The sequence below is a fragment of the Xanthomonas sp. A1809 genome, assembly GCF_017746015.1.
GTDB classification, from domain to species: domain Bacteria; phylum Pseudomonadota; class Gammaproteobacteria; order Xanthomonadales; family Xanthomonadaceae; genus Xanthomonas; species Xanthomonas euvesicatoria.
In genome coordinates this window covers 418834-441325 of record NZ_JAGHWZ010000005.1, presented here as the reverse complement: position 1 = coordinate 441325, position 22492 = coordinate 418834, and the positions used below count along the sequence as shown (strand labels likewise).

Genomic DNA, 22492 nt, shown 5'->3' with positions numbered 1-22492 from the left:
GGCGGTCTGTCATGTCCCTGTTCGCCATCATTGCCGGCCTGTGCATCGCACTGCTGCACGTCTACATCCTGGTATTGGAAATGGTGCTGTGGACGCACCCGCTGGGTTTGAAGACCTTCCGCAATAGCTTTGAGAAGGCGCAGGCCACCCGCGTGCTCGCGGCCAACCAGGGGCTTTACAACGGCTTCCTGGCCGCTGGCCTGTTCTGGGGCGCACTGGCCGCCCGCGCCGACGTGCTGAGCTTCTTCCTGGTCTGCGTGGTCGTGGCAGGTTGCTACGGCGCCTATAGCGTCAACCGCCGTATCTTCTTCGTGCAGGCGCTGCCGGCGTTGATCGCCTTGGCGCTGGTGTGGCTGCCGTTCTGATCCGGTTGCGGCAGTTGTCCGCTGCACGCAGGAGTGGGGCACTGCTGCGATGAGCTCTTCGTAGCCTCAGCGCCTGACTGCCTCAAGTGCGCAACTTGCGCGCGTGTTCGGCCCCTGGCACCCGCTCATTCGATGGCCGCCAACTGCGTGGCGTCGCTCACACATGCGTGCTGTCGAAAACTGCAGCTGATCAGGTCTGCAGGCAGCATGCCGGAGACAACACCCATCTCCACAAACAACAACGGCGGGCCGAAGCCCGCCGTCGTCCATTCTCGCCCAAGCTTGACGCCTTACGCGGCTTCGCGCGGCTGTTGCGCCTGCGGCTTGTCGTAGAAGCTGGCCGCACGCAACTCATGCGGATCGAAGTCGTCCACGGTGATGGTGTCCATCATGATCTCGCGCAGCTCTTCCAGCAGCTTGCGCTCTTCCAAGCTGATCACGCCTTCGGCCACGGCTTCGTCCAGCTGCGCCGGGAAATCCAGCGCTTCGATGCCCTTGGTCTTGAGCGCCTTCAGGAACTTGCGCTCCACCGGCTCGGCCATCACCGCCTTGGTCAGGTAGCTGGCGATACGACCGCCCGGATTGTTGGCGCACGGCGTCAGGAACACGCCCTTGGCCAGACGGTCACGCGCCTCGTTGGGCGTCATCAACAGCGAAGCAACGCGATGGCCGAGGCGATCGCCAGGCGCTTCGGCGCGACGGCCGAGCGGGAAGATCAACACCCACATCAACCAGCCCACCGGGCGGATCGGGAAGTTGCGTAGCGCCGCCGACAGCGCGGTTTCGATCTTGTGCACGCTGTCGTGGAAAGCCCAGGCCAGCAGCGGCTGGTCGCTCGCCGGCGCGCCTTCGTCGTGATAACGCTTGAGGATCGCGCTGGTCATGTAGATATGGCTCAGCACATCGCCCAGGCGACCGGACAGCGACTCCTTGAACTTCAACTTGCCGCCCAGCATCAGCATCGACACGTCTGCCATCAAGGCCAGATTGGCCGAATAGCGATCCAGCTTGCGGAAGAACCGACGGGTATATGCATCGCCCGGCGCCGCACCGATGCGCGCACCGGTCAGACCGAACCAGAACGAGCGCACGGCGTTGGAAATACCGAAGCGGATATGACCGAACAGGCTCTGGTCGAACTGCTCCAGGCCACGACGGGTATCGGGATCCTGTGCGGCCTGCATCTCCTTCAACACCCACGGATGGCACAGGATGGCGCCCTGGCCGAAGATCAGCAGGCTGCGGGTCATGATGTTGGCGCCTTCCACGGTCACGCCGATTGGCGCGGCCTGCCAGGCGCGGCCTGCAAAGTTGCGCGGCCCCAGGATGATGCCCTTGCCGCCGATCACGTCCATCATGTCGCTGACCACTTCGCGGCCCATGGTGGTGCAGTGGTACTTGGCGATCGCCGACGGCACCGACGGCACGTCGCCGCGATCCACCGCCGCGGCCGTGGCCTGCGACAGCGCACTGATCGCATAGGCCTTGCCGCCGATCCGGGCCAGCGCTTCTTCCACGCCCTCGAAACGACCCACCGACAATCCGAACTGCTTGCGGATACGCGCATACGCACCGGTGACCACCGCCGCGGCCTTGCTACCGCCACTGGCGGTGGAGGGCAGGGTGATCGAGCGACCGACAGCCAGACACTCGTTGAGCATGTTCCAGCCCTTGCCCACCATCTCCACGCCACCGATCAGCTGGCTCAGCGGGATGAACACTTCTTCGCCATGGATCGGGCCGTTCTGGAACGGCGAATTCAACGGGAAGTGGCGACGGCCGATTTCCACGCCCGGGGTTTCGCGCGGCAGCAGCGCCAGGGTGATGCCGATGTCCTTCTTGTCGCCGATCAGGCCATCCGGATCGTAGGCGCGGAACGCCAGGCCGATCAGCGAGGCGACCGGTGCCAGGGTGATATAGCGCTTGTCGAAGGTCAGCTTGACGCCCAGCACATTGGCGCCATTCCACTCGCCCTTGCAGACGATGCCGTAGTCCGGAATCGAGGTGGCATCGGAGCCGGCGAACGGACCGGTCAGGCCGAAGCACGGCACTTCCGCACCGACCGCCAACCGCGGCAGGTAATAGTCCTTCTGTTCCGGGGTGCCGTAGTGCAGCAGCAGCTCACCGGGGCCGAGCGAGTTGGGCACGCCCACGGTGGAGCTGACCACGCTGGAGATCGAGGACAGCTTCTGGATCACCTTGTGGTGCGCCAGCGCGCTGAAACCCAGGCCGCCGTATTGCTTGGGAATGATCATGCCGAAGAACTTGTTCTTCTTGATGAAATCCCACAGCTCCGGCGGCAGGTCGGCGTGGACGTGGGTGATTTCCCAGTCGTTGATCATCTTGCACAACTCTTCCACCGGGCCATCCAGGAAGGCTTGCTCTTCGGCGGTCAGTTGCGGCTTGGGATAGTTCAGCAGCTTCTGCCAATCCGGGTCGCCGGTGAACAGCTCGCCTTCGAAACCGACCGAGCCGGTCTCCAGGGCAATGCGCTCGGTCTGCGACAGCGGCGGCAGCACCTTACGGAAGAAGCCCATCAGCGGCGTGGTCAGCAGCGGCTTGCGCAGGAACGGCAGCAGCACCGGTGCGGACACCAGCACCACCAGCGCGGCGGCCACGAGGGTGGCGGTGAGATTGGCACCCAGCAGCCAGCACGCCACCAGCACACAGGCGCTGATCGCAACCCACGTGGCAAGGCGCATCCGGTGATAGGCAGCGATACCCGCCGCCAGGATGACGAGGAGGAACGGTGCAATGATGCTCATGGTCTTGCTCCAGTGACATGCTCGGTAGTGTTGGACGCTGCGATGGTGCAAGCCGCCGGCAGTGCGTCCAGATAATGCAACACGGTGGCGGTAAACGTGGTGTTGTCGTCGCCTGCCAGCATGTGCGTGGCATCGGGCAGATGCACGTGCTGCGCATGCGGCGCGATGGAGAGGAATTCGGCGATGTTGGCTGGCGTCACAAGATCGCTGCGTCCGCCGCTGATGAGCAGCATCGGGCAACGCACCTGTGCTGCCGCCTCCAGCAATGCATGCTGCTGGAGCTGGGCGTCCTGGCCGGCCAGCTCGTCGACCAGGCGCGGATCCCAGTGCCAACGCCAACGCCCGTCGGCACGCTGCCGCAGCAATGCCTGCAGTTGCCCCGGCGTTTTGCGCGGCCGATGCGGCAGGTAGACGGCAATCGCATCGGCGGCCGCATCCAGCGATGCAAAGCCGTCCGGATGCGCGGTCATGAAGCGCAGGATGCGCTCCACACCCGTAGTGTCCCAGCGTGGCGTGATGTCGACCAGCACGATGGCACGAAACAGGCCGGGCCAGCGCGCTTCGGCCAGTAGCCCGAACAAGCCCCCCATCGACGCAGCAACCAGCACCGGTGGCTCGGGCTGCTCGCCGGCCAGCACGATCAGATCGTCGGTGAATTGCGTTGCCGAGTAGGGCTGGTCCGCCGCATTGGCGCTGGAATCGCCATGCCCGCGCGCATCGTACGACAGGGTGCGGTAGCCCCTGTCAGCCAGCGTCGCGGCAGTGGCTTCCCAGGCATGTCGGGTCTGTCCAAAGCCATGCGCGAACAGTACCGACGGCGCGTGTTCGGCACCCCGCATCGACACCGCGAGCATTGCGTCGCCAGCGTTGACGCTGGACAGGGACGCAGTGGAGGCGAGGCTAGCGGGTGAGATGACCATACTTAATGGTATGGATGCACGATGGCGACTGTCAATACTCAATCGTATGGACGGTTAAGCCACTGAATCATGGCGCTGATATGTCAATTTCGTGATGCATACTGCAACTGACACAAGCGTATGGTTAAATCGCGGCATGAACGACACCATCGACTCCAGCCTCACCACGCCCCGCGCCAGCTCCGGCCGCGGCAATCGCCTCAGCGCGGACGATTGGGCACAGGCCGCGCTCGACCTGATCGCCGAACAAGGGGTGGGCGCGGTTGCAGTCGAGCCGCTGGCGCGCCGGCTCGGCGTCACCAAAGGCAGCTTCTACTGGCACTTCCCCTCGCGCGACGCTCTGCTGCAGGCGGCCCTTGAGCGCTGGGAAATCTTCGAGCAAAAAGAAGTGTTCGGCAGCCTGGAAGACGTGCCTGACCCCAGCGCTCGCCTGCGCGCGTTGTTTCAGCTGGTTGCCCACGAAGTCAAACCGCACGTCATCTATAGCGAACTGCTCAAGGCACTCGATCACCCGGCCGTGCGCCCGGTCATCGACCGCGTTTCGCAACGTCGCCTCGATTACCTGATCGCCTCGTTCCGCCAAGCCGGCCTGACCCGCACCGACGCCCAGCACCGCGCTCGCCTGGCCTACGCCGCCTATGTCGGCTTCCTGCAACTCTCGCTGCAATTGCAACAGCCCAAGCCGGCCCGGGAAGATTTCGAAGCCTACGTCGAGCATGTGATCCAGACGTTGATTCCGGGGTGAGCTAAAAGAGTCGGGTACTGAGCCCCATATCTCGGTAGCGCTCAGACATAAATAGCGTTGAAGCTCAGACACGATTACGGCCCCATTTGGGGCCGTAATCAATTGCACAACTGTTTAACGATCAGAAGCGCTGACGGTACTGCATGTACATGTAACGGCCAGGCAAATCGTACTGCGGATCGAAACGGTTGGCCGAGGTGCTGTATGCAACCGGCGGATCCTTGTCGAATGCATTGTTCAAGCCAACAGACACCGTCGCATTCCAGGGAGTGTTATAGCGAACCTGGATGTCGTGGTACGTCGTCGCGCCGATGTGATTGCGCGGCGATGCCCCGTCAGCCGTCACGCGGTTCGGGTCAGAGCAGTAAGCCTGCGCCAATGCGGCCGACAACGGGCAAGCTTCGGCCATGCCAGACTTGTAGCGCAGACCCCAGTTGATACCGAAATCGCCAAGCGACCAGTCGACATACAGGTTGGAGCGGATGCGCCAGTACGGGTCCTGGTTCAAGTAACGCCCCTGAAACTGCTCCGGTTCCGAATCGGCAGTTGCCTTGGTTTCCCAGCTGGAGAGGTATGTGGAATCCCAGCTGATGGTGAACTGGCCGAACGCCGTTTCCGGCAGACGGTAGTTGATAGCCAGGTCCCAACCCTCCACCTTGTACGACGCCAGGTTCAGCAGCGGCATATTGATGTTAGTGACGGTGTAAGCGCCATCGGAATAGTTCGGGTCGCGTGTAACCAGGGCGCAGTACTCAGCCTGCTCGCCCGCGCTTCCGCCGTAGCACTTGTCCAGGATGAACTGAGCTTCCGGGCGTGTGATCGCATTTTCGATCTCGATCTGCCACCAATCCAGGCTGACATTCAGGCCTTGCGCAAAACTTGGGCTAAACACCATGCCCAGTGTACGGCTGGTCGACGTTTCAGGCTGCAACTGAGCGTTCGATGTCCAGGTAAAAGGCTCAAGTGTCTGCTTGGCGCCGTTGCCTGCACCCGGCTGCACGAAGTTCGCGGGCACACCTGCGGCTGCACAGTTTCGCGCTACAACAGAGTTGCTCAGCTGGCCGGATTGGCTCGAGCAGGGATCCGCATACGTTTCGAACGAATCGGTATTGCCTGCGAACAGATTATTGATGCTCGGAGCGCGGAAGCCTTCGCTGTAGTTGCCGCGAATCATCAAATCCTGGATCGGCTTCCAACGGAAGCCGAACTTGTTGTTTACGGTATTGCCGAAATTGCTGTAGTCCGAGTAACGGGTTGCCAAGCTGAAGTCCAGCAATTGAGCGCCGGGCAGATCGGCCAAGACCGGTACTGACAGTTCCAGGAAGAACTCATTCAGGTTGTACGAGCCTGCGGTCGGGCGTGCGCCGTTGCCGGTGCTTAAACCTGCTGCAATGAATGCATCGGGATCGAACTGACCAGTTTCCTTACGGTATTCATAGCCGGCAGCAAAGGCCAGCGGGCCAGCTGGCAGGTCGACGATATCGCCACTGAGGTTCGCGGTGTAGCCCTTGGACTCAACCGAGGACGAATCATGTGCAGTGAAGCTGGTGTAATCCAGCGCCGCTTGGCTGATGGAGCCGCGCGGTCCTAGTGGATTGACCGGGACGCAACCTGGGATCACATCGCCACCAGGAGCAGAAACGCAAACCGGCACGCCGCCGCGCAGTTCCGAAGGGCCATAAGCGTTATTGAGGTTAGCGAGATTGAACAAGCCGTAGGTCAGAACGTTTTCATCGGACTTGTCGTAGCGGTAGCCAACATCCCAATCGAAGTTGCGTCCAGCAAATTCAAAGAAGCCTTCCAGGCCGCCATAGAAGTGCCAATTTTTTACGTTCTGATTGAACGAGCGGCCACCGGTCTCAATGAAGCGACGGTTGACGCTGGTCAGGTCTTGGCCAAACGGGTTGTAAAGGCTATCTGCGCTGAGCGTCAAGCCGGTGACCGGCATTGCGGCCAGCAACTGCTCGGACTTGCGCTCGTTGTACATTGCCTCGGTGCGGAACGTCACGTTGTCAGTGAAGTTGAAGCTACCTTGGGTAAAGAGCGAGGTACGTTCCTGCGGAGTCAGCAGGTAGTTGTCCGGTGCCGTGTTGTAGCCATGGACATTGGCGACGTACGGCGTTTCGACGCCGTTGATAAGGATGCGGCGCGAGCCATTGCGAATGTACGAACCCGGGAAACCCGTGCCGCTCTGGCCGCTGAAGAACGGAGGGCCGCCCGCAGAGATCTGGCGATCACCAGCCATTACGGAATCTTCTTTCACGTAAGAAGCGCCGACCATCAACGTTGCACGGTCAGTGGTGGTGCCGATTGTGAAATCGTAAGCCTGACGCTGGCCGTCGCCCTGACTGTATTGCCCAACATTAACGCCGGCTTCGGCGCCGTCGAAGTTCTTGCGGGTAATGATATTGACTACACCGGCAATGGCATCCGAACCGTAAATCGTCGACGCGCCATCCTTCAGGATGTCGATGCGCTCGACCATTGCGGTCGGGATGGTGTTGAGGTCCACGCTGCCGTCCAGGCCGGTCGTCCAACGACGACCATTCACCAGCACCAGAGTGCGGGCACTACCCAGGTTACGCAGTGCAATGCCGGAGCTGCCGTCGCCGCCGTTGTTGAATGTGCGGTTCAAAGCCGCGCCATTGGCCGCGACGCGTTGCAGCACATCTGCCACGGAGGTGACGCCCTGCTTATCGATGTCCTGGCGAGTCAGCGTCAGAACGGGCTGCGACGTTTCAACGTCCGCGCTCTTAATGCGCGAACCCGTCACTTCGATCTTGTCGAGGTTGGTGGTGCCGGCTTCCTGGGCGATGGCGGTGCCGGTACCGCCCACACCCACGACGAGCGCGAGGACAACTGCATCGCGCAGCTTGTTGGACTTGCAATTCATTAGCTCTCTCTCCAAGTGATCTTGGGTACTGCCAAGGGTTGTTTTGCCTGCCGGGGGTTCCGAAAAAAGCGGATCCAAAACGTCAGGGTGAACCGATGGTATATGCGTTGTGAGAGAAATTAAAGTCCCGTTAACGAAAAAGAAGAAGGTTGTGAAAGTGGCAGCCGGGCGCGTGATCCGCAACGAAAAACGCCACCGGCTGCGGGCCGATGGCGTTATGAGAATTGCTATGGAATCAGTGGGTTACAGGTCCTGCTCGTATCTGACGTACGGAACCGTACCGTCGCTGTTGCTCTCGTTACTCGGTGCGAACGGGTTCTTGCCGCGGGAAATGACGTTCTCGGCGCCAACGGTGAGTTGGCCGCTCCAGGGGGTGCGCCACGTCAGGCCCAGGCCCAGGCCTTCCCACTTTTCGGGCTGGCCCGGGACATCGACGACGCGACCAATGACATTTGCGCTAAAGGCACCGTAGCCGCCGCCAACGCTCAGGGTCTTGCTGTCCCACTGGTCGGCAATGGCCGGGGACACGTCGGCCAGCGGGACCAGGCGTGCGCGAGCATACGTGCCGCCGATCGAAACAAAGCCTTCGCGGCCGATGTTCTTCTGCCCGAAGACGGTTAGGTCGTTTTGCTCGACCCGCGTCAGCGGGGCCTTGCCTGCACCGATCAGCCAGGCGGGCAGGGTGTCGCGGCCAGTGCCGGCAGTGACGCCCACCCGGCCAGTGCCGCGATTGAAGCCCAGCGTGCCGGACACGCGGCGCGAGGCAGCCGCGCTGTCTTCTTCGTCATCGCCGATGCCTGCAAGCAGGCAGTGGCTGGCAAGACCGCTGATGTTGGTGCCGCGGCTGCTGTTGCAAAGCAGGCCAAGCGAGTCGCCGGAGCTCAGGCCAAACGCCGCATCGAGCGAGTTGCGGCCGAAATGCCAGCGTGCACCGGCTTTCTGCTCGCCGGTCGGCTCTAGGTACAGAAACGCTTCCACCTTGCCGCTGCCCTTGTTCCACACCGGAAGGATCGTGCTTTCGCGCAACTGTTGCGCCGACTGCGCATGCACGCCAGTGGCCGCCGCGAGGGCAACCATCAAAGCTAGCGGGAGGCGCAGGAGGTATCGCATACCAGAGGTCAGACCCAGGGGCAGTTGTTAAGTTCCCGAGAGCGGGCAATTAGGATGCTAGGGTGTTTATGATTATTTAACAAGTGGTCGCGTGCCCCCGGAACGCAACCGTCATCCTATCTATTGCAACCTTTCCGGCGCTTCCTGCGAGGGCTGCGCCGCGTTGAAAAGTACGTCCAGCGCGGTCAACGGAAAGTGATACTCACGACCGCAGAATTCGCAGCGCACCTCGACTTCGCCAGTAGCCTCGGCGGCCGCGCGCGCCTCCTCTTCGCCCAGCGATTGCAGCATCGAGGCAACCCGCTCGCGCGAACAGGAGCAGCCGAAGCTGAGTGGCTTGCTGCCGAGCAACTGCGGCGCTTCTTCGTGGAACAGGCGATGCAGCAGGTCCTGGCCGGCGACCGAGAGCAGCTCCGGTGCGCCCAGGGTGTCGAACAGGGCCCCGATGCGGGTCCAGCCATCGTTATCGCCTTCATCGCCGGGGAGCTTCTGCAGCAGCAGGCCGGCGGCCTGATCCGGGCCAGCGGCCAGCAGCAAGCGCGTCGGCAACTGCTCGGACTGCTGGAAATAGGTTTCGAAGGCTTCGGCCAGATCAGGTGCCTGCATGCCGACCAGACTCTGGTAGCGCTGCGGCTCGCGCGGGTCCAGGCCGGGGTTCTCGATGGTGATCGCCAGCAGCGCGGCCTCGCCCAGTTCGCGCAGGTCGGTCGGCGCATCCGCATCCTCGGCCAGCTGCACGATGCCGCGCAAGGTGCCGGCGGCGGTGCATTCGGCAAACAGGGTGCGCAAGATGTCGTTGCCGCGCAGTTGCACCGACAGGCGCCCGTCGACCTTGGTGTGGCCGGTGAACAGTGCAGCGGCCACCGCAGCTTCGCCGAGCAGCTGGCGCGCGGCGGGTGGGTAGGCGGCGGCACCCTGGATGTCGTGCCAGGCCTTGGTCAGGCGCACATGGACGCCGCGCACGCCGGCGGCGGGCAGCAGGAAACGGGAAAGCTGATCGTGATCGGTCATGGAAACATCGGGCGTAAGGGACGCGGGTTGCCGGATAATGCGGCAGGCATCGGGATTGAAGGTCGTAGCGAACAATGGGGACGGATGCATGGGATGGCAAGCAGGCGGCGCCACCGCGGCGCGCGCGGCGCTGGTTGCGCTGGCTGATGGCGGCACCGCTGCTGTTTGCAGCGGCGAGCGTGCTGCAGGTGCTGATCTTGCGGGTGGTCGATCCGCCGATCAGCAGCATGATGGTGGGGCGTTACCTGGAAGCCTGGGGCGAGGGCGACTGGCGTTTTTCGCTGCATCAGCAGTGGCGTGATTACGACAAGATCGCCGCAAGCCTGCCGATTTCGGTGGTGGCTGCGGAGGATCAGCAGTTTCCGATGCACCACGGTTTTGACTTGCAGGCGATCGAGAAGGCGCGCGATCACAATGCCCGCGGTGGACGCGTGCGCGGCGCCAGCACCATCAGTCAGCAGGTCGCCAAGAATGTGTTCCTGTGGCAGGGCCGCAGCTGGGTGCGCAAGGGTCTGGAAGCCTGGTACACGGTGTTGATCGAGCTGTTCTGGCCGAAGCAACGCATCCTGGAGATGTATCTCAACGTGGCCGAGTTCGGCGACGGGGTGTATGGCGCGCAGGCGGCTGCACAGCAGTTCTGGAGCAAGGATGCGGCAGGCTTGTCGCCAAGCGAATCGGCACGCCTGGCAGCGGTGTTGCCATCGCCACGGCGCTATGACGCGCGTCGTCCTGGTGCATTCGTGCAGCGGCGTGCGACGTGGATCCAGCGGCAGGCGCGCCAGTTGGGCGGCCCTGCCTATCTGCAGGGGCCATCACGGTGAGCACGATCGAGACTGCGCAACTGCCGCCGGCACCCGAACGCCTGACGGTGCTCATCGCGGCCTTCAATGAAGAAACCAGCATTCCGCTGCTGCATCCGCGCCTGTGCGCGGTGTTGGCGCAGCTGCCCGGACTTCAGACGCACGTGCTGTATGTCGACGACGGCAGCACCGATGGCACCTGGGAGGTGTTGCATGCGCTGACCGAAGCGGATGCGCAGGTGAGTGCGGTGCGGTTGTCGCGCAATTTCGGCAAGGAAGTGGCGATTTCTGCCGGACTGGACCACGTGCTCCCGGGTGCGGTGGTGTTGCTCGATGCCGATGGCCAGGATCCGCCGGAGCTGATCCCGGAATTCGTTGCGCTATGGCGTGGCGGCTACGACAACATCTTCGGTACGCGGGTCATTCGCGAGGGCGAGAGTTGGCTCAAGCGTAGCGCTGCGCACGCGTTTTATCGGGTGATCCGGCGCTTGTCGCGTACCCCGATTCCTGCCGATACCGGCGATTTCCGCTTGCTGTCGCCGCGTGTCGTGCAAGCCTTGCAGCAGCTGCGCGAGCGCCACCGTTTCATGAAGGGGCTCTTCGGCTGGGTCGGGTTTCGCCAGGTAGCGCTGCCGTATCGGCGTGAGCCGCGTCTGTCTGGGCACAGCAAGTTCACGGTATGGCGGCTGTGGAATTTCGCGCTCGATGGCATTACCAGTTTTTCCACGGTGCCGCTGCGCGCGGCAACATATCTGGGCCTGCTGACCGCGGTGCTGGCGTTCCTGTTCGGCGCGTGGGTCGTCATCAAGGCTGCGCTGATGGGCGACCCAGTGGCCGGGTGGCCGACGCTGATGTCGGTGATCCTGTTTCTGGGGGGCGTTCAGCTGATTGCCCTGGGCCTGATTGGCGAATACCTGGGCCGCCTGTACGACGAGGCCAAGCAGCGCCCGCTGTATCTGGTCGATACCCACCGCGGCGCGGTGGGAGTAGTCTGCGATCACCAGACCAAGCGCGGAGCGGGCCATGCAGACCGTACGACAGCTGTTGGGGACCAAGCAGGTTGAGGTATTTGCGGTTGCCGCCGATGCCGCGGTGATCGAGGCGATTCGCCTGATGGCCGAGAAGGCCATCGGCGCGGTCCTGGTGATGGAAGGGACGCGCTTGGTCGGTATCGTTTCCGAGCGCGATTACGCACGCAAGGTGGTACTGCGCGATCGCGCGTCTTCCACGACCAGCGTCGCCGAGATCATGAGCGCCGAGGTTGTGACAGTGACGCCGTCGGACACGGTGGAGCGCTGCATGCAACTCATGACCGACGGACGCTTTCGCCATCTGCCGGTGGTCGAAAACGGCCGCGTGCAAGGCGTGATTTCGATCGGCGACCTGGTCAAGGCGGTGATCGAAGCGCAGCGGCAGGATATCGACCAGCTGCAGCGTTACATCGCCAGCTGACGCGGCGTTGCCTTACTGCGCGTACTTGCCGCCGCAATCGCTGTCCTTGCCAGGGCCTGGTTCGAAGGTCGCAAGCAGGGCCGCCGGCGGTGCGATGCTGCCGAGCGCGACCGCGATCGCGCCGCGCACGCCCAACGCCTTGAAGTCGGGGCGGAAGCTTGGGTCCTTGAAGGTGCCGCCGATCCGCAGCGGCGAGCGCAGGCTGAGGATGCTGCGATCTTTCGGGCGCGGACGCAGCAGCAGATCGAGCGTTTCGTTCTTGAGGCTGATGTTGCCTTCGCCGACGATGATGGTGTCGGTGCTATCGAAGGCCAGTGCCCGCGACTGCATCAGCCCGTCCTGCACGCCGAAGTCGCCGAAGATGCAGCGCACGGGGATCTGCCGGTCCTTGGTGAGCAGGTATTTCAGCGATTCTGCGATGTCCAGGCCAGCCAGCTCCATGATCAGGTTGCCGACATGGCCGCGGCCCATGCCGACGCCGATGCTGCCATCGGCGCTGCCGAGCATCGCGGCGATGGAGTTGCCGCGGCCACGCAGATCCAGCTCGCCGCCGATCGCACCCGAGGCCTGCTTGGCGAGCGCGGCATCGGGAAACAGCTGATCCAGACGAATGCCGCGAATGCTGGCCTTCAGTTGGGTGGTGATGACTGCATTGCGCGCATCCATGCCGATGGTGGAGCGGATGTCGCCGCCGGCAACGCCGAAGTTCAATGGATCCAACCGCAGCAAGCCGTCTTTCAGAGTCAGCGCGGCATCCATGTCGTCCAGTGGCCAGGACGGCGCGTTGATGCGCTGCGCACGCCAACGAACCTGGGCATCCATCGCACGTAACTTGGACAAGTCGTAAGGCGTTGCCGGCAGAACGCGTGGGCTGACGGCAAGCTGCGCGGCCTGCCTTTTCTGCTCGGCGTTTGCCGATTCGTTGGTTCCGGTCTTGGGGGGCGCGCCGACGAACCCGGCCAGATCGTCGAAATCCAGCCGCTTGGACGCCAGGTCTGCGCGCAGGAACGGGCGCTTGTTGCGCAGGTCGATCTCTGCAGTGCCGGAAAGATCGCTGTCACCGGCAGTGCCGGTGAACTTTTCATAGTGCCAGACATCGCCGTCGCGGCGCAGGCGGCCGTCCAGCTTGTAAGGCGGCGTGGAGGGCATCGCGACGCCGATCAGCGGGTACAGGTCTTCCATATCCTGCCCGCTGAGCGCCATCTGCAGGTCGAACACCCGGAACTGAAACGGATTGGTCAAGGTGCCGCGCACATGCGTCCGCGTGGCGCCGGCGCTGCCGCGCAGATCGATGCGGAAGGGGTGTTCGGTCTGGCTCAATTCCAGTGGCGAGGCGGTATTGCCCTTGAGCGAGAACGGGTAGCCTTTCCAGCGACCCTTGCCATCGATGCCGATCGGCGCAGCGCGCTGGTCGCTGCTGGGCGGCGCCAGGCTATTGATCGCCACATCCACGTCCGAGCGGCTGGCATCGTCGATATATTGCAGCCGCCCGTTGTGCACCAACAGGCGGCCCAGGCGCGGCATGCTGCCGTCGCCATCGCTCTGGTCGAAGACCCAGTTACCCGGATGGCTGTCGTTGCCGGCTTCCAGCAATAGGGTGGGGTGCTCCAGCCGGATCTCCGGCAGCCGCAGACTGCCGCGCAGCAATGGCCAGAATTCGACATCGATCTCGGCCGCGTTCATTTCTGCCATCGCGCCGCGCTTGGACCAAGGCGCATTGCCCAAGCTCAATCGCTCGCCGCGCACCGTGGTGATACGGCCCAGATCGACATCCAGATGGCCCAGATGAAATTCGCGCCCGGTCTTCGCGCTGACCGCGCGTTCGACCGGCCCGCGTAACCAGTTCCAGTCGAACAGCAGGACGAAGATCGTTATGAGGACAGCAACGATGCCGAGCCCGATCCACCAGCGGCGACGGCGCGAGACGCGGGCGGGCGAATGAGCGGGAGAGGAGGGCACGTTGTTCACGTGCACAATGGTTGGCGATGGCTCGTGCACGGCGCGCGAACGCGCTGTCGGTCACAGATCACATCACCTGCGCGGTCACCGCAACGAAGTGGCAAGCGCTACCGGCGAGCACGAACAGATGCCAGATGGCATGGAAGTAACGCTGGGTGTCGCGCTGATAGAAATACGTGCCCAAGGTGTAGAAGAGCCCGCCAGCCAGCAGCCAGCACAGCGACCAGGTGTCGACAGAGCGCAGCAGCGGCTCGATGGCCACGATGATCAGCCAGCCCATCGCCAGATACAGCACCGTCGAGAGCAATCGAAAGCGACCGGTAAAAAACAGTTTGAAGATCACCCCGGCGGCGGCGATCGTCCAGATGGCGGCGAACAATCCCCAGCCCCAGGGGCCGCGCAGATTGATCAACGTAAACGGTGTGTAGGTGCCGGCGATCAGCAGATAGATCGCGCAATGATCGAGCACCTGCAGGCGCGCCTTGGCGCCCGGATGCGGAATGGCATGGAACAGCGTGGAAGCAACGTAGAGCAATACCAGCGTGGCACTGAACACGATGGCAGTGGCCAGTTGCCAGCCATCGCCATAGATGGCGGCCAGCGTGATCAGCACCGAACCACCGGCCAGTGCGGCAACCGCACCCAGCCCGTGCGTGACGGCACTGGCGATTTCGTCGCGCAGGTCGGTCGAGGGGGAGGCGTCTGCGTTCATGCCAAAAAGGTACCGCAATTGCGAGCAATTCGCATCGCCAGCGGTACCGCACGCTTGCCGCAGGTCATGTGCAGGTCAATCGATCGCCTTGACATGCGCATGTTCGCGGGTGGCCGAAAAGCGCACATCCGGCGCGCGTTCCTGTGCCAGCTGCAGATTCACGCGAGTCGGTGCCAGGTACACCAGCTGGCCGGCCGCGTCGATGCCCAGGTTGCCGGCATTTTTTTCGCGAAATTCTTCCAGCTTCTTGGGATTGTCGCAGTGCACCCAGCGTGCAGTGGTGACGCTCACCGGCTCGAAGATCGCATCCACGCCGTATTCGTCCTTGAGCCGGTACGCGACCACGTCGAACTGCAGTACACCGACCGCGCCCAGGATCAGGTCGTTGCTCATCAACGGGCGGAAGAATTGCGTGGCGCCCTCTTCGGACAGCTGCGCCAGGCCCTTCTGCAATTGCTTGAGCTTGAGCGGATCGCGCAGGCGCGCGCGGCGGAACAGTTCCGGCGCGAAGTTGGGAATGCCGGTGAACGACAGCGATTCGCCTTCAGTGAAGGTGTCGCCGATGGAAATGGTGCCGTGGTTATGGATGCCGATGACATCGCCCGGCCACGCTTCTGCGGCGATCTCGCGATCGGACGCCATGAAGGTCAGTGCATTGGCCAATTTGACGTCCTTGCCGCTGCGCACATGCAGCGTCTTCATGCCGGCAGTGAACTTGCCAGAGCACACGCGCATGAAGGCCACGCGGTCGCGATGCTGCGGATCCATGTTGGCCTGAATCTTGAACACGAAGCCGCTCAGCTTGGCTTCGGTCGGCTCCACGCGGCGGCCGGTGGTCTCGCGCGCCTGCGGCGGCGGTGCGTGTTCGACGAAGAAATCCAGCAACGGTTGCACGCCGAAATTGTTGACGCCCGAACCGAAGAACACCGGGGTCTGCTGGCCGGCGCGGTACGCGTCAAGATCGAACGGGTTGCTGGCACCTTGCACCAGTTCCAGCTCCTCGCGCAGCTCGTCCAGCATCTGTTCGCCGATCTTTTCGACCAGGCCGGGCGCCTCCAGCGAGGGGAAGATGGTGGAATCCTGACGGGTGAAATTGCGCCCCTGTTCGTACAGATGCACTTCGCCGGAGATCAGGTGCACCACGCCCTTGAGGCGCTGGCCCATGCCGATCGGCCAGGTGACCGGCGCGCACTGGATGCCGAGCACGGTTTCCACTTCATCCAGCAGATCGATCGGGTTCTTGCCCTCGCGATCGAGCTTGTTGATGAAGGTCATGATGGGCGTGTCGCGCAGGCGACAGACTTCCATGAGCTTGATGGTGCGTTCTTCCACGCCCTTGGCCACGTCGATGACCATCAGCGCCGAGTCCACCGCGGTGAGCACGCGGTAGGTATCCTCGCCGAAGTCGGCGTGGCCGGGCGTGTCGAGCAGGTTGACGATCTTGCCCTCGTACGGGAACTGCATCACCGAGGAGGTCACCGAGATGCCGCGCTCTTTTTCCAGCGCCATCCAGTCCGAGGTGGCATGGCGTGCGGCCTTGCGGCCCTTCACCGAGCCGGCCATCTGGATCGCGCCGCCGAACAGCAACAGCTTTTCGGTCAGCGTGGTCTTGCCGGCATCTGGATGGGAAATGATGGCGAAGGTGCGCCGGCGCGCGGCTTCGTTGGAGACTTCGGACATGGGCGGGGCGCGCGCCCGGTCGGACGCCTGCGGAAACTGAGGAAGCCGACGATTATAGCGGCTTCGCTGCGGCACGCTTTTGCGGCAGGGGTTGGGCTCGGCGATTTGGGCGGCGGACGTCGGTCAAGCCTGTGGCGGTCAGGGCGCCGGCGAGGGAAACCGCAGCTCGCCCTGCGGGCCGAGCATGCGGAACGGCAACGAGAGCAACTGCATGTCGGCATTGCGCTGGATTGCAAAATGCAGATGCGGCGCGGTGCTGAAGCCGGTATTGCCTGAGGCGCCAAGCCGTTCGCCGGTGCGCACCGCCTGGCCAGGTCGCACCGCCACGCCGTCGGGCGCCAAGTGGGCGTACAGGGCCATGCTGCCGTCGGCATGCAGGACGCGCACCAGGTTGCCGCCGCCAGCGGCGGGGTCGCTTGGGGTGCTGTCGAGGACATCGCGCTGCACTTCCATGACCACGCCCTCGCGCGCTGCCAGCACCGGCGTGCCCTGCGGCATGGCGAAGTCCACCGCATACCAGTTGGGCGGATCGGCGTGGCTGAACTGCCCGCCAAAGCCCTGCGCCACCTGCACCGGCACGTTGTGGAATGGCAATTGATAGCGCACCGGCTGCGGGGCGGCCCTCGGATCGCCCGGCACCACCTCGAGCGTGAGGCCGAAACCGCCCAGGGTGCGCTGATTGCTGGCTGGATACAGCCGGGTCACGAGGCGGCGCTCGTGTGCGGCCAACTCGAGCGTCAGCGGTAATTGCGGCACGGCGCGGTAATCCTCGCTGGGCGGTGCGCTCAGGCGTAGTTGCGCAGGCCCGGCCAGTGGATTGGTGACCCAGGCCAGATACACCGGTGCCTGCCATTCCAGTTGCAGCGAGGCGCCAGTGCCTGTGGCTGCCGTCGCGGGTGGTGTGTCAGGTGCCTGGGGCGAGTGGTTTGCAGCGCCGGGCCAATGCCAAGGCTGTTGTGCGGGTGCCGCAGGTGCCCAGGCCGGCAGCAGGACGCATGCCGCGATCAGGGCGGGCAGGGCAGTACGAGACACGTGGTAGGGCACGCCATCGACTCGAGCAAGGGGGCGCAAGTATGCGGCCCAACATCGACCGGAGTGGTATCGGATGAAAATATATCTTTCCATCCGCATGAAGAGATTGACATCGCAAAATTCCGGTGGCATCTTAGCCTCACCATCGAGACCGGCGGAGGGACAGGCCCTTTGATGCCGGGGCAGCCAGCGGAGCGCGCAAGCGTCCGCGTTTGGTGCCAAATCCTGCGGGGACCTCCGCGTCCGCCGAAAGATGGTTCGAATCGTGCCTTGCGCACGTCGAACGCGAGCTCCGCGAAGCTCGATGGCCGATCCACCTGGATACCGCCATGAGCCTCGTGAACACAGCATCGCCGTCTACCAACGATTTCGTTGACACCCCCGCCAGCAGCGACGACGGCATCACTGCCGTGCGCGGCGAACGCGTCATCGCCCTGCCGATGCGCCATGCCGGCATGCGCGAGCTGCGGCTGCGCTATGAACTGATCGGCGCGGCCAATGCGCCGGTGGTTTTCGTGGCCGGCGGCATTTCCGCGCACCGCCATCTGGCCGCCAGCGACCTGTTCCCCGAAAAGGGCTGGGTGGATGGGCTGGTCGGCGATGGCCGCGCACTGGATCCTGCCGCGCGTCGCCTGCTGGCATTCGACTTTCTCGGTGCCGATGGCAACCTGGACGCGCCGATCGATACCGCCGATCAGGCCGATGCGATTGCCGCCTTGCTGGACGCGCTGGGCATCGGACGCTTGCATGGCTTTGTCGGCTATTCCTACGGTGCGCTGGTGGGATTGCAATTTGCAATTCGCCATGCGGCCCGTGTCGGCACCCTGGTCGCGGTGAGCGGCGCGCACCGCGCGCATCCGTATGCGGCGGCCTGGCGTGCCCTGCAGCGCCGCGCGGTGGCGCTGGGCCAGCTGCAGTGCGCGGAGCAGCATGGCCTGGCGCTGGCGCGTCAGTTCGCCATGCTCAGCTACCGCACGCCGGAAGAATTCAGCGAGCGCTTCGATGCGCCGCCGGAGGTCATCAACGGCCGCGTGCGTGTGGCCGCCGAGGACTATCTGGACGCCGCCGGTGCGCAGTACGTAGCGCGCACGCCGGTGAACGCGTATCTGCGCCTGTCCGAATCGATCGACCTGCATCGCATCGACCCCGCGCAAGTGCGCGTGCCCACCGTGGTGGTGGCGGTGGAGGGCGACCGCCTGGTACCGCTGGCCGACATGGTCAGCCTGGTCGAAGGCCTCGGCCCGCGCGGCAGCCTGCGCGTGTTGCGCTCGCCGTATGGGCACGACGCCTTCCTGAAAGAAATCGATCGCATCGACGCAATCCTCACTACCGCCCTTCGCAGCACCGGAGAAACCGCATGAGCTTTCGTGACCCCACCGACGCCCCCTGTACTGCTGCCACCGCCGCCGTGCGTGCCGGTATCGATCGCGACACCGCCTACGGGGCAGTGACCCCGCCGATCGTGCTGTCGTCGAATTTCTCGTTCGATGGTTTTGGCAACAAGCGCCAGTACGACTACACCCGCAGCGGCAATCCGACCCGCGACCTGTTAGGCGAAGCGCTGGCCGAACTGGAAGGCGGCGCGGGCGGCGTGATCACCTCCACCGGCATGGGCGCGATCAATCTGGTGCTCAACGCGGTGCTGCAACCCGGCGATACGCTGGTGGTGCCGCATGATGCGTACGGCGGCAGCTGGCGCCTGTTCAATGCGTTGGCCAAGAAAGGCCACTTCGCGCTGATCACCGCGGATCTGACCGATCCGCGTTCGCTGGCCGACGCATTGGCGCAGTCGCCCAAGCTGGTGCTGATCGAAACCCCGTCCAACCCGCTGCTGCGCATCACCGATCTGCGCTTTGTCATCGAAGCTGCAAGGAAGGTCGGCGCATTGACGGTGGTGGACAACACCTTCCTGTCGCCGGCGCTGCAGAAGCCGCTGGATTTCGGTGCCGATCTGGTCCTGCACTCCACCACCAAGTACATCAACGGCCATAGCGATGTGGTGGGCGGTGCGGTGGTGGCACGCGATGCCCAACTGCATCAGCAACTGGTGTGGTGGGCCAATGCGTTGGGCCTGACCGGCTCGCCGTTCGATGCCTTCCTTACCTTGCGCGGTCTGCGCACGCTGGATGCCCGGCTGCGCGTGCATCAGGAAAACGCCGATGCGATCGCTGCGTTGCTGGACGGCCATGCGGCGGTGAATCGGGTGTATTTTCCGGGGCTGGCCTCGCATCCGGGCCATGCACTGGCCGCGCGTCAGCAGAAGGGCTTCGGGGCGATGATGAGTTTCGAGCTGGAAGGCGGCGAAGCGGCCGTGCGTGCGTTCGTCGATGGCTTGCGTTACTTCACCCTGGCCGAATCGTTGGGCGGAGTGGAAAGCCTGATCGCGCATCCGGCCTCGATGACGCACGCGGCAATGACCGCCGAAGCGCGTGCGGCAGCCGGTATTTCCGATGGCTTGCTGCGCTTGTCGATCGGGATCGAATCGGCCGACGATCTGCTGATCGATCTGCGCGCCGGCCTGGCCCGTGCCGAAGCGACCCTGACCACCGCCAGCCGCAAACAGGTCGACGCGTGAGCAATGTCCTGCCCGTTTCGCGCCGCGCTCCGGTCGCTGCAGTGACGCCCACACCGCGCCTGGCCTTGCTGGGGACCGGCACCGTGGGGCGCGCGTTCGTGACGCGCTACACCGCGCTGCAGCAGCGCCAACTGCGCTTGCCGCGCTTCGATTGGCTGGCCAATTCGCGTATTGCGCAGGATTGTGGCGTCAGCGCCGAGCAGGCCCTGCAGCACGCCAATGCGGCGCCGCGCGGGCAAACGCTCTTGCAGCCCTGGGCAGAAACCACCGCACTGCGTGCCGGCGATGTACTGGTGGATGCGACTGCCAGCGATGTCGTGGCCGATTGGCATGTCGAATGGTTGCAGCGCGGTGTGCATGTGGTCACCGCCAACAAACTGGGCCAGGGCACCGCGTTGTCGCGTGCGCAGGCGCTGCATGCGGCCCGCCATGCCAGCGGCGCGTATTACGGAGACAGCGCCACTGTGGGCGCCGGGCTACCGGTGTTGAGCAGCGTGCGCGCCTTGGTCGCCGGCGGGGATCGCATTCATTCGATCGAAGGCGTGTTGTCCGGATCGTTGGCGTGGCTGTTTCATCGCTACGACGGCAGTGGCGCGTTTTCCGCCTGTGTGCGCGAAGCAATGGCGGCTGGTTATACCGAGCCGGATCCACGCATCGATCTCTCTGGCGAGGATGTGCGGCGCAAGCTGCTGATCCTGGCGCGTGCCGCGGGGTGGCAACTGGAAGCCGAGCAGGTGCATGTGGAATCGCTGGTGCCTGCCGTCATTGCCAAGGCGCCGCTTGCTGAACTGGATGCGCAGTTGGGCGCGCTGGATGCGGTGGTGGGCGCGCGTTGGCAACAAGCGCGTGCGGCAGGGCGTTGCCTGCGCTTTGTCGGCCGTGTGGACGCGCATGGTGCAAGCGTGGGATTGCGTGAGCTGGCGCTGGACCACCCCCTGGCCGGCGGTGCCGGGACCGACAACCGCGTGGCGATCAGCAGTGACCGCTATCGCGCGCAGCCGCTGCTGATCCAGGGCCCGGGCGCGGGCGCCGAGGTGACTGCAGCGGCGTTGCTGGATGACGTGTTGCGGATCGTGGCCGGCTGATGGCGCGACCGAGCTGACGCCGGTGCGTTGCCGTGCGCCTTGCGGCGCTGCGGTGCGCGCGCGATCGATGCTGCGCGTGCCGACACCCCTGGAGCCTCGAATGTGCGGGTTACAGGCGACCGCTCGTTCGATCTGGGCGTGGTCGCAAGATGATCGGATGCCGGAGATGGATGCGTGATGGATGAAAGTTGGCGCGTGCGTGTTTACAACTGCCGGCACGCCAACTGCCGTGCCGGCGCGATCTGCCCATCGGTGCTGGCTGCAGCCGGTTTCGACCGGCCGCGGTGAAGATGCGAGGGCGACCGACCGTTGCCCTCGCATAGACCCACAGCATTACTGCGCGATCGCCTTCAACAGCGCAGCATTGAAGCGGGCCGGGTCCTGCACCTGTGGCGAATGGCCCAGATCGGCGAACTCGATCAGTTTCGCATTCGGAATCGCGGCTGCCGCGCGCTTGCCCAGCTTGGTGTAATCGCCCACACGTGCCTTGACCTCGGGCGGTGCGGTGTCCTTGCCGATGGCGGTGCGGTCCTTGAGGCCGATGAACAGCGTGGTCGGCACCGCAAGTCTGGGCAGCTCGTAGACCACCGGTTGGTTGAAGACCATGTCGTAGGTCAGCGCCTGATTCCACGCCACGGCCTGCTTGCCCTTGCCCAGCGACATACCGGCCTGCATGCGCGCCCAGCGTTCGAATGCCGGCTTCCATTGACCGGCGTAGTACACATCCATCTGGTACTTCTTGATCCGTTCGAAGCTGGTCTTCAGCTCGTTGTCGTACCACGCATCCACGCTGCGCCAGGGGACGCCTTCGGCCTTCCAGTCTTCCAGCCCGATGGGGTCCACCAGCGCCAGATGCTCGGTGGCTTGCGGGTACATCAGCGCATAGCGAATGGCCAGCATGCCGCCCATCGAATGGCCGACCACCACCGCACGTTCGATGCCGAGCGTCTTCAATAACGCATGCGTATTGTCTGCCAGTTGCGCGAACGAAAACTGATAGGCGGCCGGCTTGCTGGACTTGCAGAAACCGATCTGGTCTGGCGCGATGACGCGGTAGCCGGCCTTGCTTAGCGCGGCGATGCTGTCTTCCCAGGTGGCGGCGCAGAAGTTCTTGCCATGCAACAGCACCGCAGTGTGGCCATTGGGCGTGCCGGTTGGCGCAACATCCAGATAGGCCATTTCCAGCGGCTGCCGTTGCGAGGTGAATGTATAAGTCTTGACTGGATGTGGGTAGTCGAAGCCTTCCAGCCGCGGGCCATAACTGGCTTCCTGCGCCAGGAGCGGACTACTGGCCAGGGCGAGCATGAGGGTGCAAACACGCTTTCGCATCGTGATCTCCATCCAAATCCAGGCCCTGACGGTACAGCGGCGAATGTGGTGGGAACGTA

Annotated in this window: 18 protein-coding genes and 1 riboswitch; of the genes, 8 read left to right on the top strand and 10 right to left on the bottom strand. The window is 63.9% G+C overall.

The window, feature by feature from the left end:
* Nucleotides 1-11 precede the first annotated feature (11 nt).
* Nucleotides 12-365, top strand: coding sequence for a DUF1304 domain-containing protein (locus J7396_RS08310; RefSeq protein WP_008572074.1), 354 nt, complete (start codon nt 12-14; stop codon nt 363-365).
* A gap of 290 nt (nt 366-655) precedes the next feature.
* Here the strand turns inward: J7396_RS08310 and J7396_RS08305 are convergent, their stop codons facing one another.
* Both J7396_RS08305 and J7396_RS08300 read right to left on the bottom strand, forming a co-directional pair.
* Complete coding sequence (locus J7396_RS08305; protein ID WP_008572075.1) at nt 656-3130, bottom strand: acyl-CoA dehydrogenase; 2475 nt, start codon at nt 3128-3130, stop codon at nt 656-658.
* Nucleotides 3127-4050 (bottom strand): alpha/beta fold hydrolase, encoded by a 924-nt coding sequence (locus tag J7396_RS08300; RefSeq protein ID WP_209261287.1) that lies wholly within the window; start codon nt 4048-4050, stop codon nt 3127-3129. Before J7396_RS08300 ends, J7396_RS08305 begins: the two co-directional genes overlap by 4 nt.
* Nucleotides 4051-4186: 136 nt before the next feature.
* Between J7396_RS08300 and J7396_RS08295 the strand changes: the two genes are divergently transcribed.
* Entirely contained in the window at nt 4187-4795 is a 609-nt protein-coding gene (locus J7396_RS08295; protein ID WP_003482399.1) for a TetR/AcrR family transcriptional regulator, read from the top strand.
* 121 nt (nt 4796-4916) lie between these two features.
* On the opposite strand, the gene J7396_RS08290 is transcribed toward J7396_RS08295, so the two are convergent.
* The 3 genes from J7396_RS08290 to J7396_RS08280 form a co-directional block, all read right to left on the bottom strand.
* Nucleotides 4917-7688, bottom strand: coding sequence for a TonB-dependent receptor (locus tag J7396_RS08290; RefSeq protein ID WP_014090744.1), 2772 nt, complete (start codon nt 7686-7688; stop codon nt 4917-4919).
* 243 nt (nt 7689-7931) lie between these two features.
* On the bottom strand, nt 7932-8765 hold the full coding sequence (locus J7396_RS08285; RefSeq protein WP_029819951.1) for a hypothetical protein: 834 nt from the start codon (nt 8763-8765) through the stop codon (nt 7932-7934).
* 153 nt (nt 8766-8918) lie between these two features.
* Nucleotides 8919-9809 (bottom strand): Hsp33 family molecular chaperone HslO, encoded by an 891-nt coding sequence (locus J7396_RS08280; RefSeq protein ID WP_109290808.1) that lies wholly within the window; start codon nt 9807-9809, stop codon nt 8919-8921.
* Nucleotides 9810-9883: 74 nt separating this feature from the next.
* Between J7396_RS08280 and mtgA the strand changes: the two genes are divergently transcribed.
* The 3 genes from mtgA to J7396_RS08265 are packed head-to-tail and all read left to right on the top strand — an operon-like array spanning nt 9884 to nt 12061.
* On the top strand, nt 9884-10630 hold the full coding sequence (mtgA, locus tag J7396_RS08275) for a monofunctional biosynthetic peptidoglycan transglycosylase (RefSeq protein ID WP_008572081.1): 747 nt from the start codon (nt 9884-9886) through the stop codon (nt 10628-10630).
* Complete coding sequence (locus tag J7396_RS08270) at nt 10627-11673, top strand: glycosyltransferase family 2 protein (RefSeq protein ID WP_008572082.1); 1047 nt, start codon at nt 10627-10629, stop codon at nt 11671-11673. Before mtgA ends, J7396_RS08270 begins: the two co-directional genes overlap by 4 nt.
* On the top strand, nt 11633-12061 hold the full coding sequence (locus tag J7396_RS08265; RefSeq protein ID WP_014090742.1) for a CBS domain-containing protein: 429 nt from the start codon (nt 11633-11635) through the stop codon (nt 12059-12061). Before J7396_RS08270 ends, J7396_RS08265 begins: the two co-directional genes overlap by 41 nt.
* A 12-nt stretch (nt 12062-12073) precedes the next feature.
* Here J7396_RS08265 and J7396_RS08260 read toward each other — a convergent pair whose 3' ends face one another.
* From J7396_RS08260 to J7396_RS08245, 4 genes are all read right to left on the bottom strand, one after another.
* Nucleotides 12074-14029, bottom strand: a complete 1956-nt coding sequence (locus J7396_RS08260; protein WP_209261286.1) for an AsmA family protein — start codon at nt 14027-14029, stop codon at nt 12074-12076.
* A 58-nt stretch (nt 14030-14087) separates the two neighbouring features.
* Nucleotides 14088-14732: a hemolysin III family protein gene (locus J7396_RS08255; protein ID WP_008572085.1), complete on the bottom strand. Its 645-nt coding sequence runs from the start codon at nt 14730-14732 to the stop codon at nt 14088-14090.
* A 75-nt stretch (nt 14733-14807) separates the two neighbouring features.
* The gene (locus J7396_RS08250; RefSeq protein ID WP_031423675.1) at nt 14808-16412 is read right to left on the bottom strand and encodes a peptide chain release factor 3; all 1605 of its coding nucleotides are present in this window, start codon (nt 16410-16412) and stop codon (nt 14808-14810) included.
* Nucleotides 16413-16550: 138 nt separating this feature from the next.
* Entirely contained in the window at nt 16551-17456 is a 906-nt protein-coding gene (locus J7396_RS08245) for a M23 family metallopeptidase (RefSeq protein ID WP_209261285.1), read from the bottom strand.
* A 127-nt stretch (nt 17457-17583) separates the two neighbouring features.
* Nucleotides 17584-17704: riboswitch (SAM riboswitch) on the top strand.
* 69 nt (nt 17705-17773) lie between these two features.
* Here J7396_RS08245 and J7396_RS08240 point away from each other — a divergent pair.
* Genes J7396_RS08240 through J7396_RS08230 form a run of 3 tightly spaced genes read left to right on the top strand, consistent with a single transcriptional unit; the run spans nt 17774 to nt 21104 of the window.
* Nucleotides 17774-18805 (top strand): homoserine O-succinyltransferase, encoded by a 1032-nt coding sequence (locus tag J7396_RS08240; RefSeq protein ID WP_011348198.1) that lies wholly within the window; start codon nt 17774-17776, stop codon nt 18803-18805.
* Nucleotides 18802-20019 (top strand): O-succinylhomoserine (thiol)-lyase, encoded by a 1218-nt coding sequence (locus tag J7396_RS08235; RefSeq protein WP_029819947.1) that lies wholly within the window; start codon nt 18802-18804, stop codon nt 20017-20019. The genes J7396_RS08240 and J7396_RS08235 overlap by 4 nt, the downstream gene beginning before the upstream one ends.
* Entirely contained in the window at nt 20016-21104 is a 1089-nt protein-coding gene (locus J7396_RS08230; RefSeq protein ID WP_031423670.1) for a homoserine dehydrogenase, read from the top strand. The genes J7396_RS08235 and J7396_RS08230 overlap by 4 nt, the downstream gene beginning before the upstream one ends.
* A 333-nt stretch (nt 21105-21437) precedes the next feature.
* On the opposite strand, the gene J7396_RS08225 is transcribed toward J7396_RS08230, so the two are convergent.
* Complete coding sequence (locus tag J7396_RS08225) at nt 21438-22445, bottom strand: alpha/beta hydrolase (RefSeq protein WP_209261284.1); 1008 nt, start codon at nt 22443-22445, stop codon at nt 21438-21440.
* Nucleotides 22446-22492: the final 47 nt, after the last annotated feature.

What these genes read in the sequence shown, in the direction of transcription:
- J7396_RS08235 (WP_029819947.1), top strand. Translation starts at nt 18,802, where the DNA reads ATGAGCTTTCGTGACCCCACCGACGCCCCCTGTACTGCTGCCACCGCC.
- J7396_RS08305 (WP_008572075.1), bottom strand. Translation starts at nt 3,130, where the DNA reads ATGAGCATCATTGCACCGTTCCTCCTCGTCATCCTGGCGGCGGGTATC.
- J7396_RS08285 (WP_029819951.1), bottom strand. Translation starts at nt 8,765, where the DNA reads ATGGTTGCCCTCGCGGCGGCCACTGGCGTGCATGCGCAGTCGGCGCAA.
- J7396_RS08295 (WP_003482399.1), top strand. Translation starts at nt 4,187, where the DNA reads ATGAACGACACCATCGACTCCAGCCTCACCACGCCCCGCGCCAGCTCC.
- J7396_RS08300 (WP_209261287.1), bottom strand. Translation starts at nt 4,050, where the DNA reads ATGGTCATCTCACCCGCTAGCCTCGCCTCCACTGCGTCCCTGTCCAGC.
- J7396_RS08280 (WP_109290808.1), bottom strand. Translation starts at nt 9,809, where the DNA reads ATGACCGATCACGATCAGCTTTCCCGTTTCCTGCTGCCCGCCGCCGGC.
- mtgA (WP_008572081.1), top strand. Translation starts at nt 9,884, where the DNA reads ATGGGGACGGATGCATGGGATGGCAAGCAGGCGGCGCCACCGCGGCGC.
- J7396_RS08240 (WP_011348198.1), top strand. Translation starts at nt 17,774, where the DNA reads ATGAGCCTCGTGAACACAGCATCGCCGTCTACCAACGATTTCGTTGAC.
- J7396_RS08310 (WP_008572074.1), top strand. Translation starts at nt 12, where the DNA reads ATGTCCCTGTTCGCCATCATTGCCGGCCTGTGCATCGCACTGCTGCAC.
- J7396_RS08250 (WP_031423675.1), bottom strand. Translation starts at nt 16,412, where the DNA reads ATGTCCGAAGTCTCCAACGAAGCCGCGCGCCGGCGCACCTTCGCCATC.
- J7396_RS08225 (WP_209261284.1), bottom strand. Translation starts at nt 22,445, where the DNA reads ATGGAGATCACGATGCGAAAGCGTGTTTGCACCCTCATGCTCGCCCTG.
- J7396_RS08255 (WP_008572085.1), bottom strand. Translation starts at nt 14,732, where the DNA reads ATGAACGCAGACGCCTCCCCCTCGACCGACCTGCGCGACGAAATCGCC.
- J7396_RS08290 (WP_014090744.1), bottom strand. Translation starts at nt 7,688, where the DNA reads ATGAATTGCAAGTCCAACAAGCTGCGCGATGCAGTTGTCCTCGCGCTC.
- J7396_RS08265 (WP_014090742.1), top strand. Translation starts at nt 11,633, where the DNA reads ATGCAGACCGTACGACAGCTGTTGGGGACCAAGCAGGTTGAGGTATTT.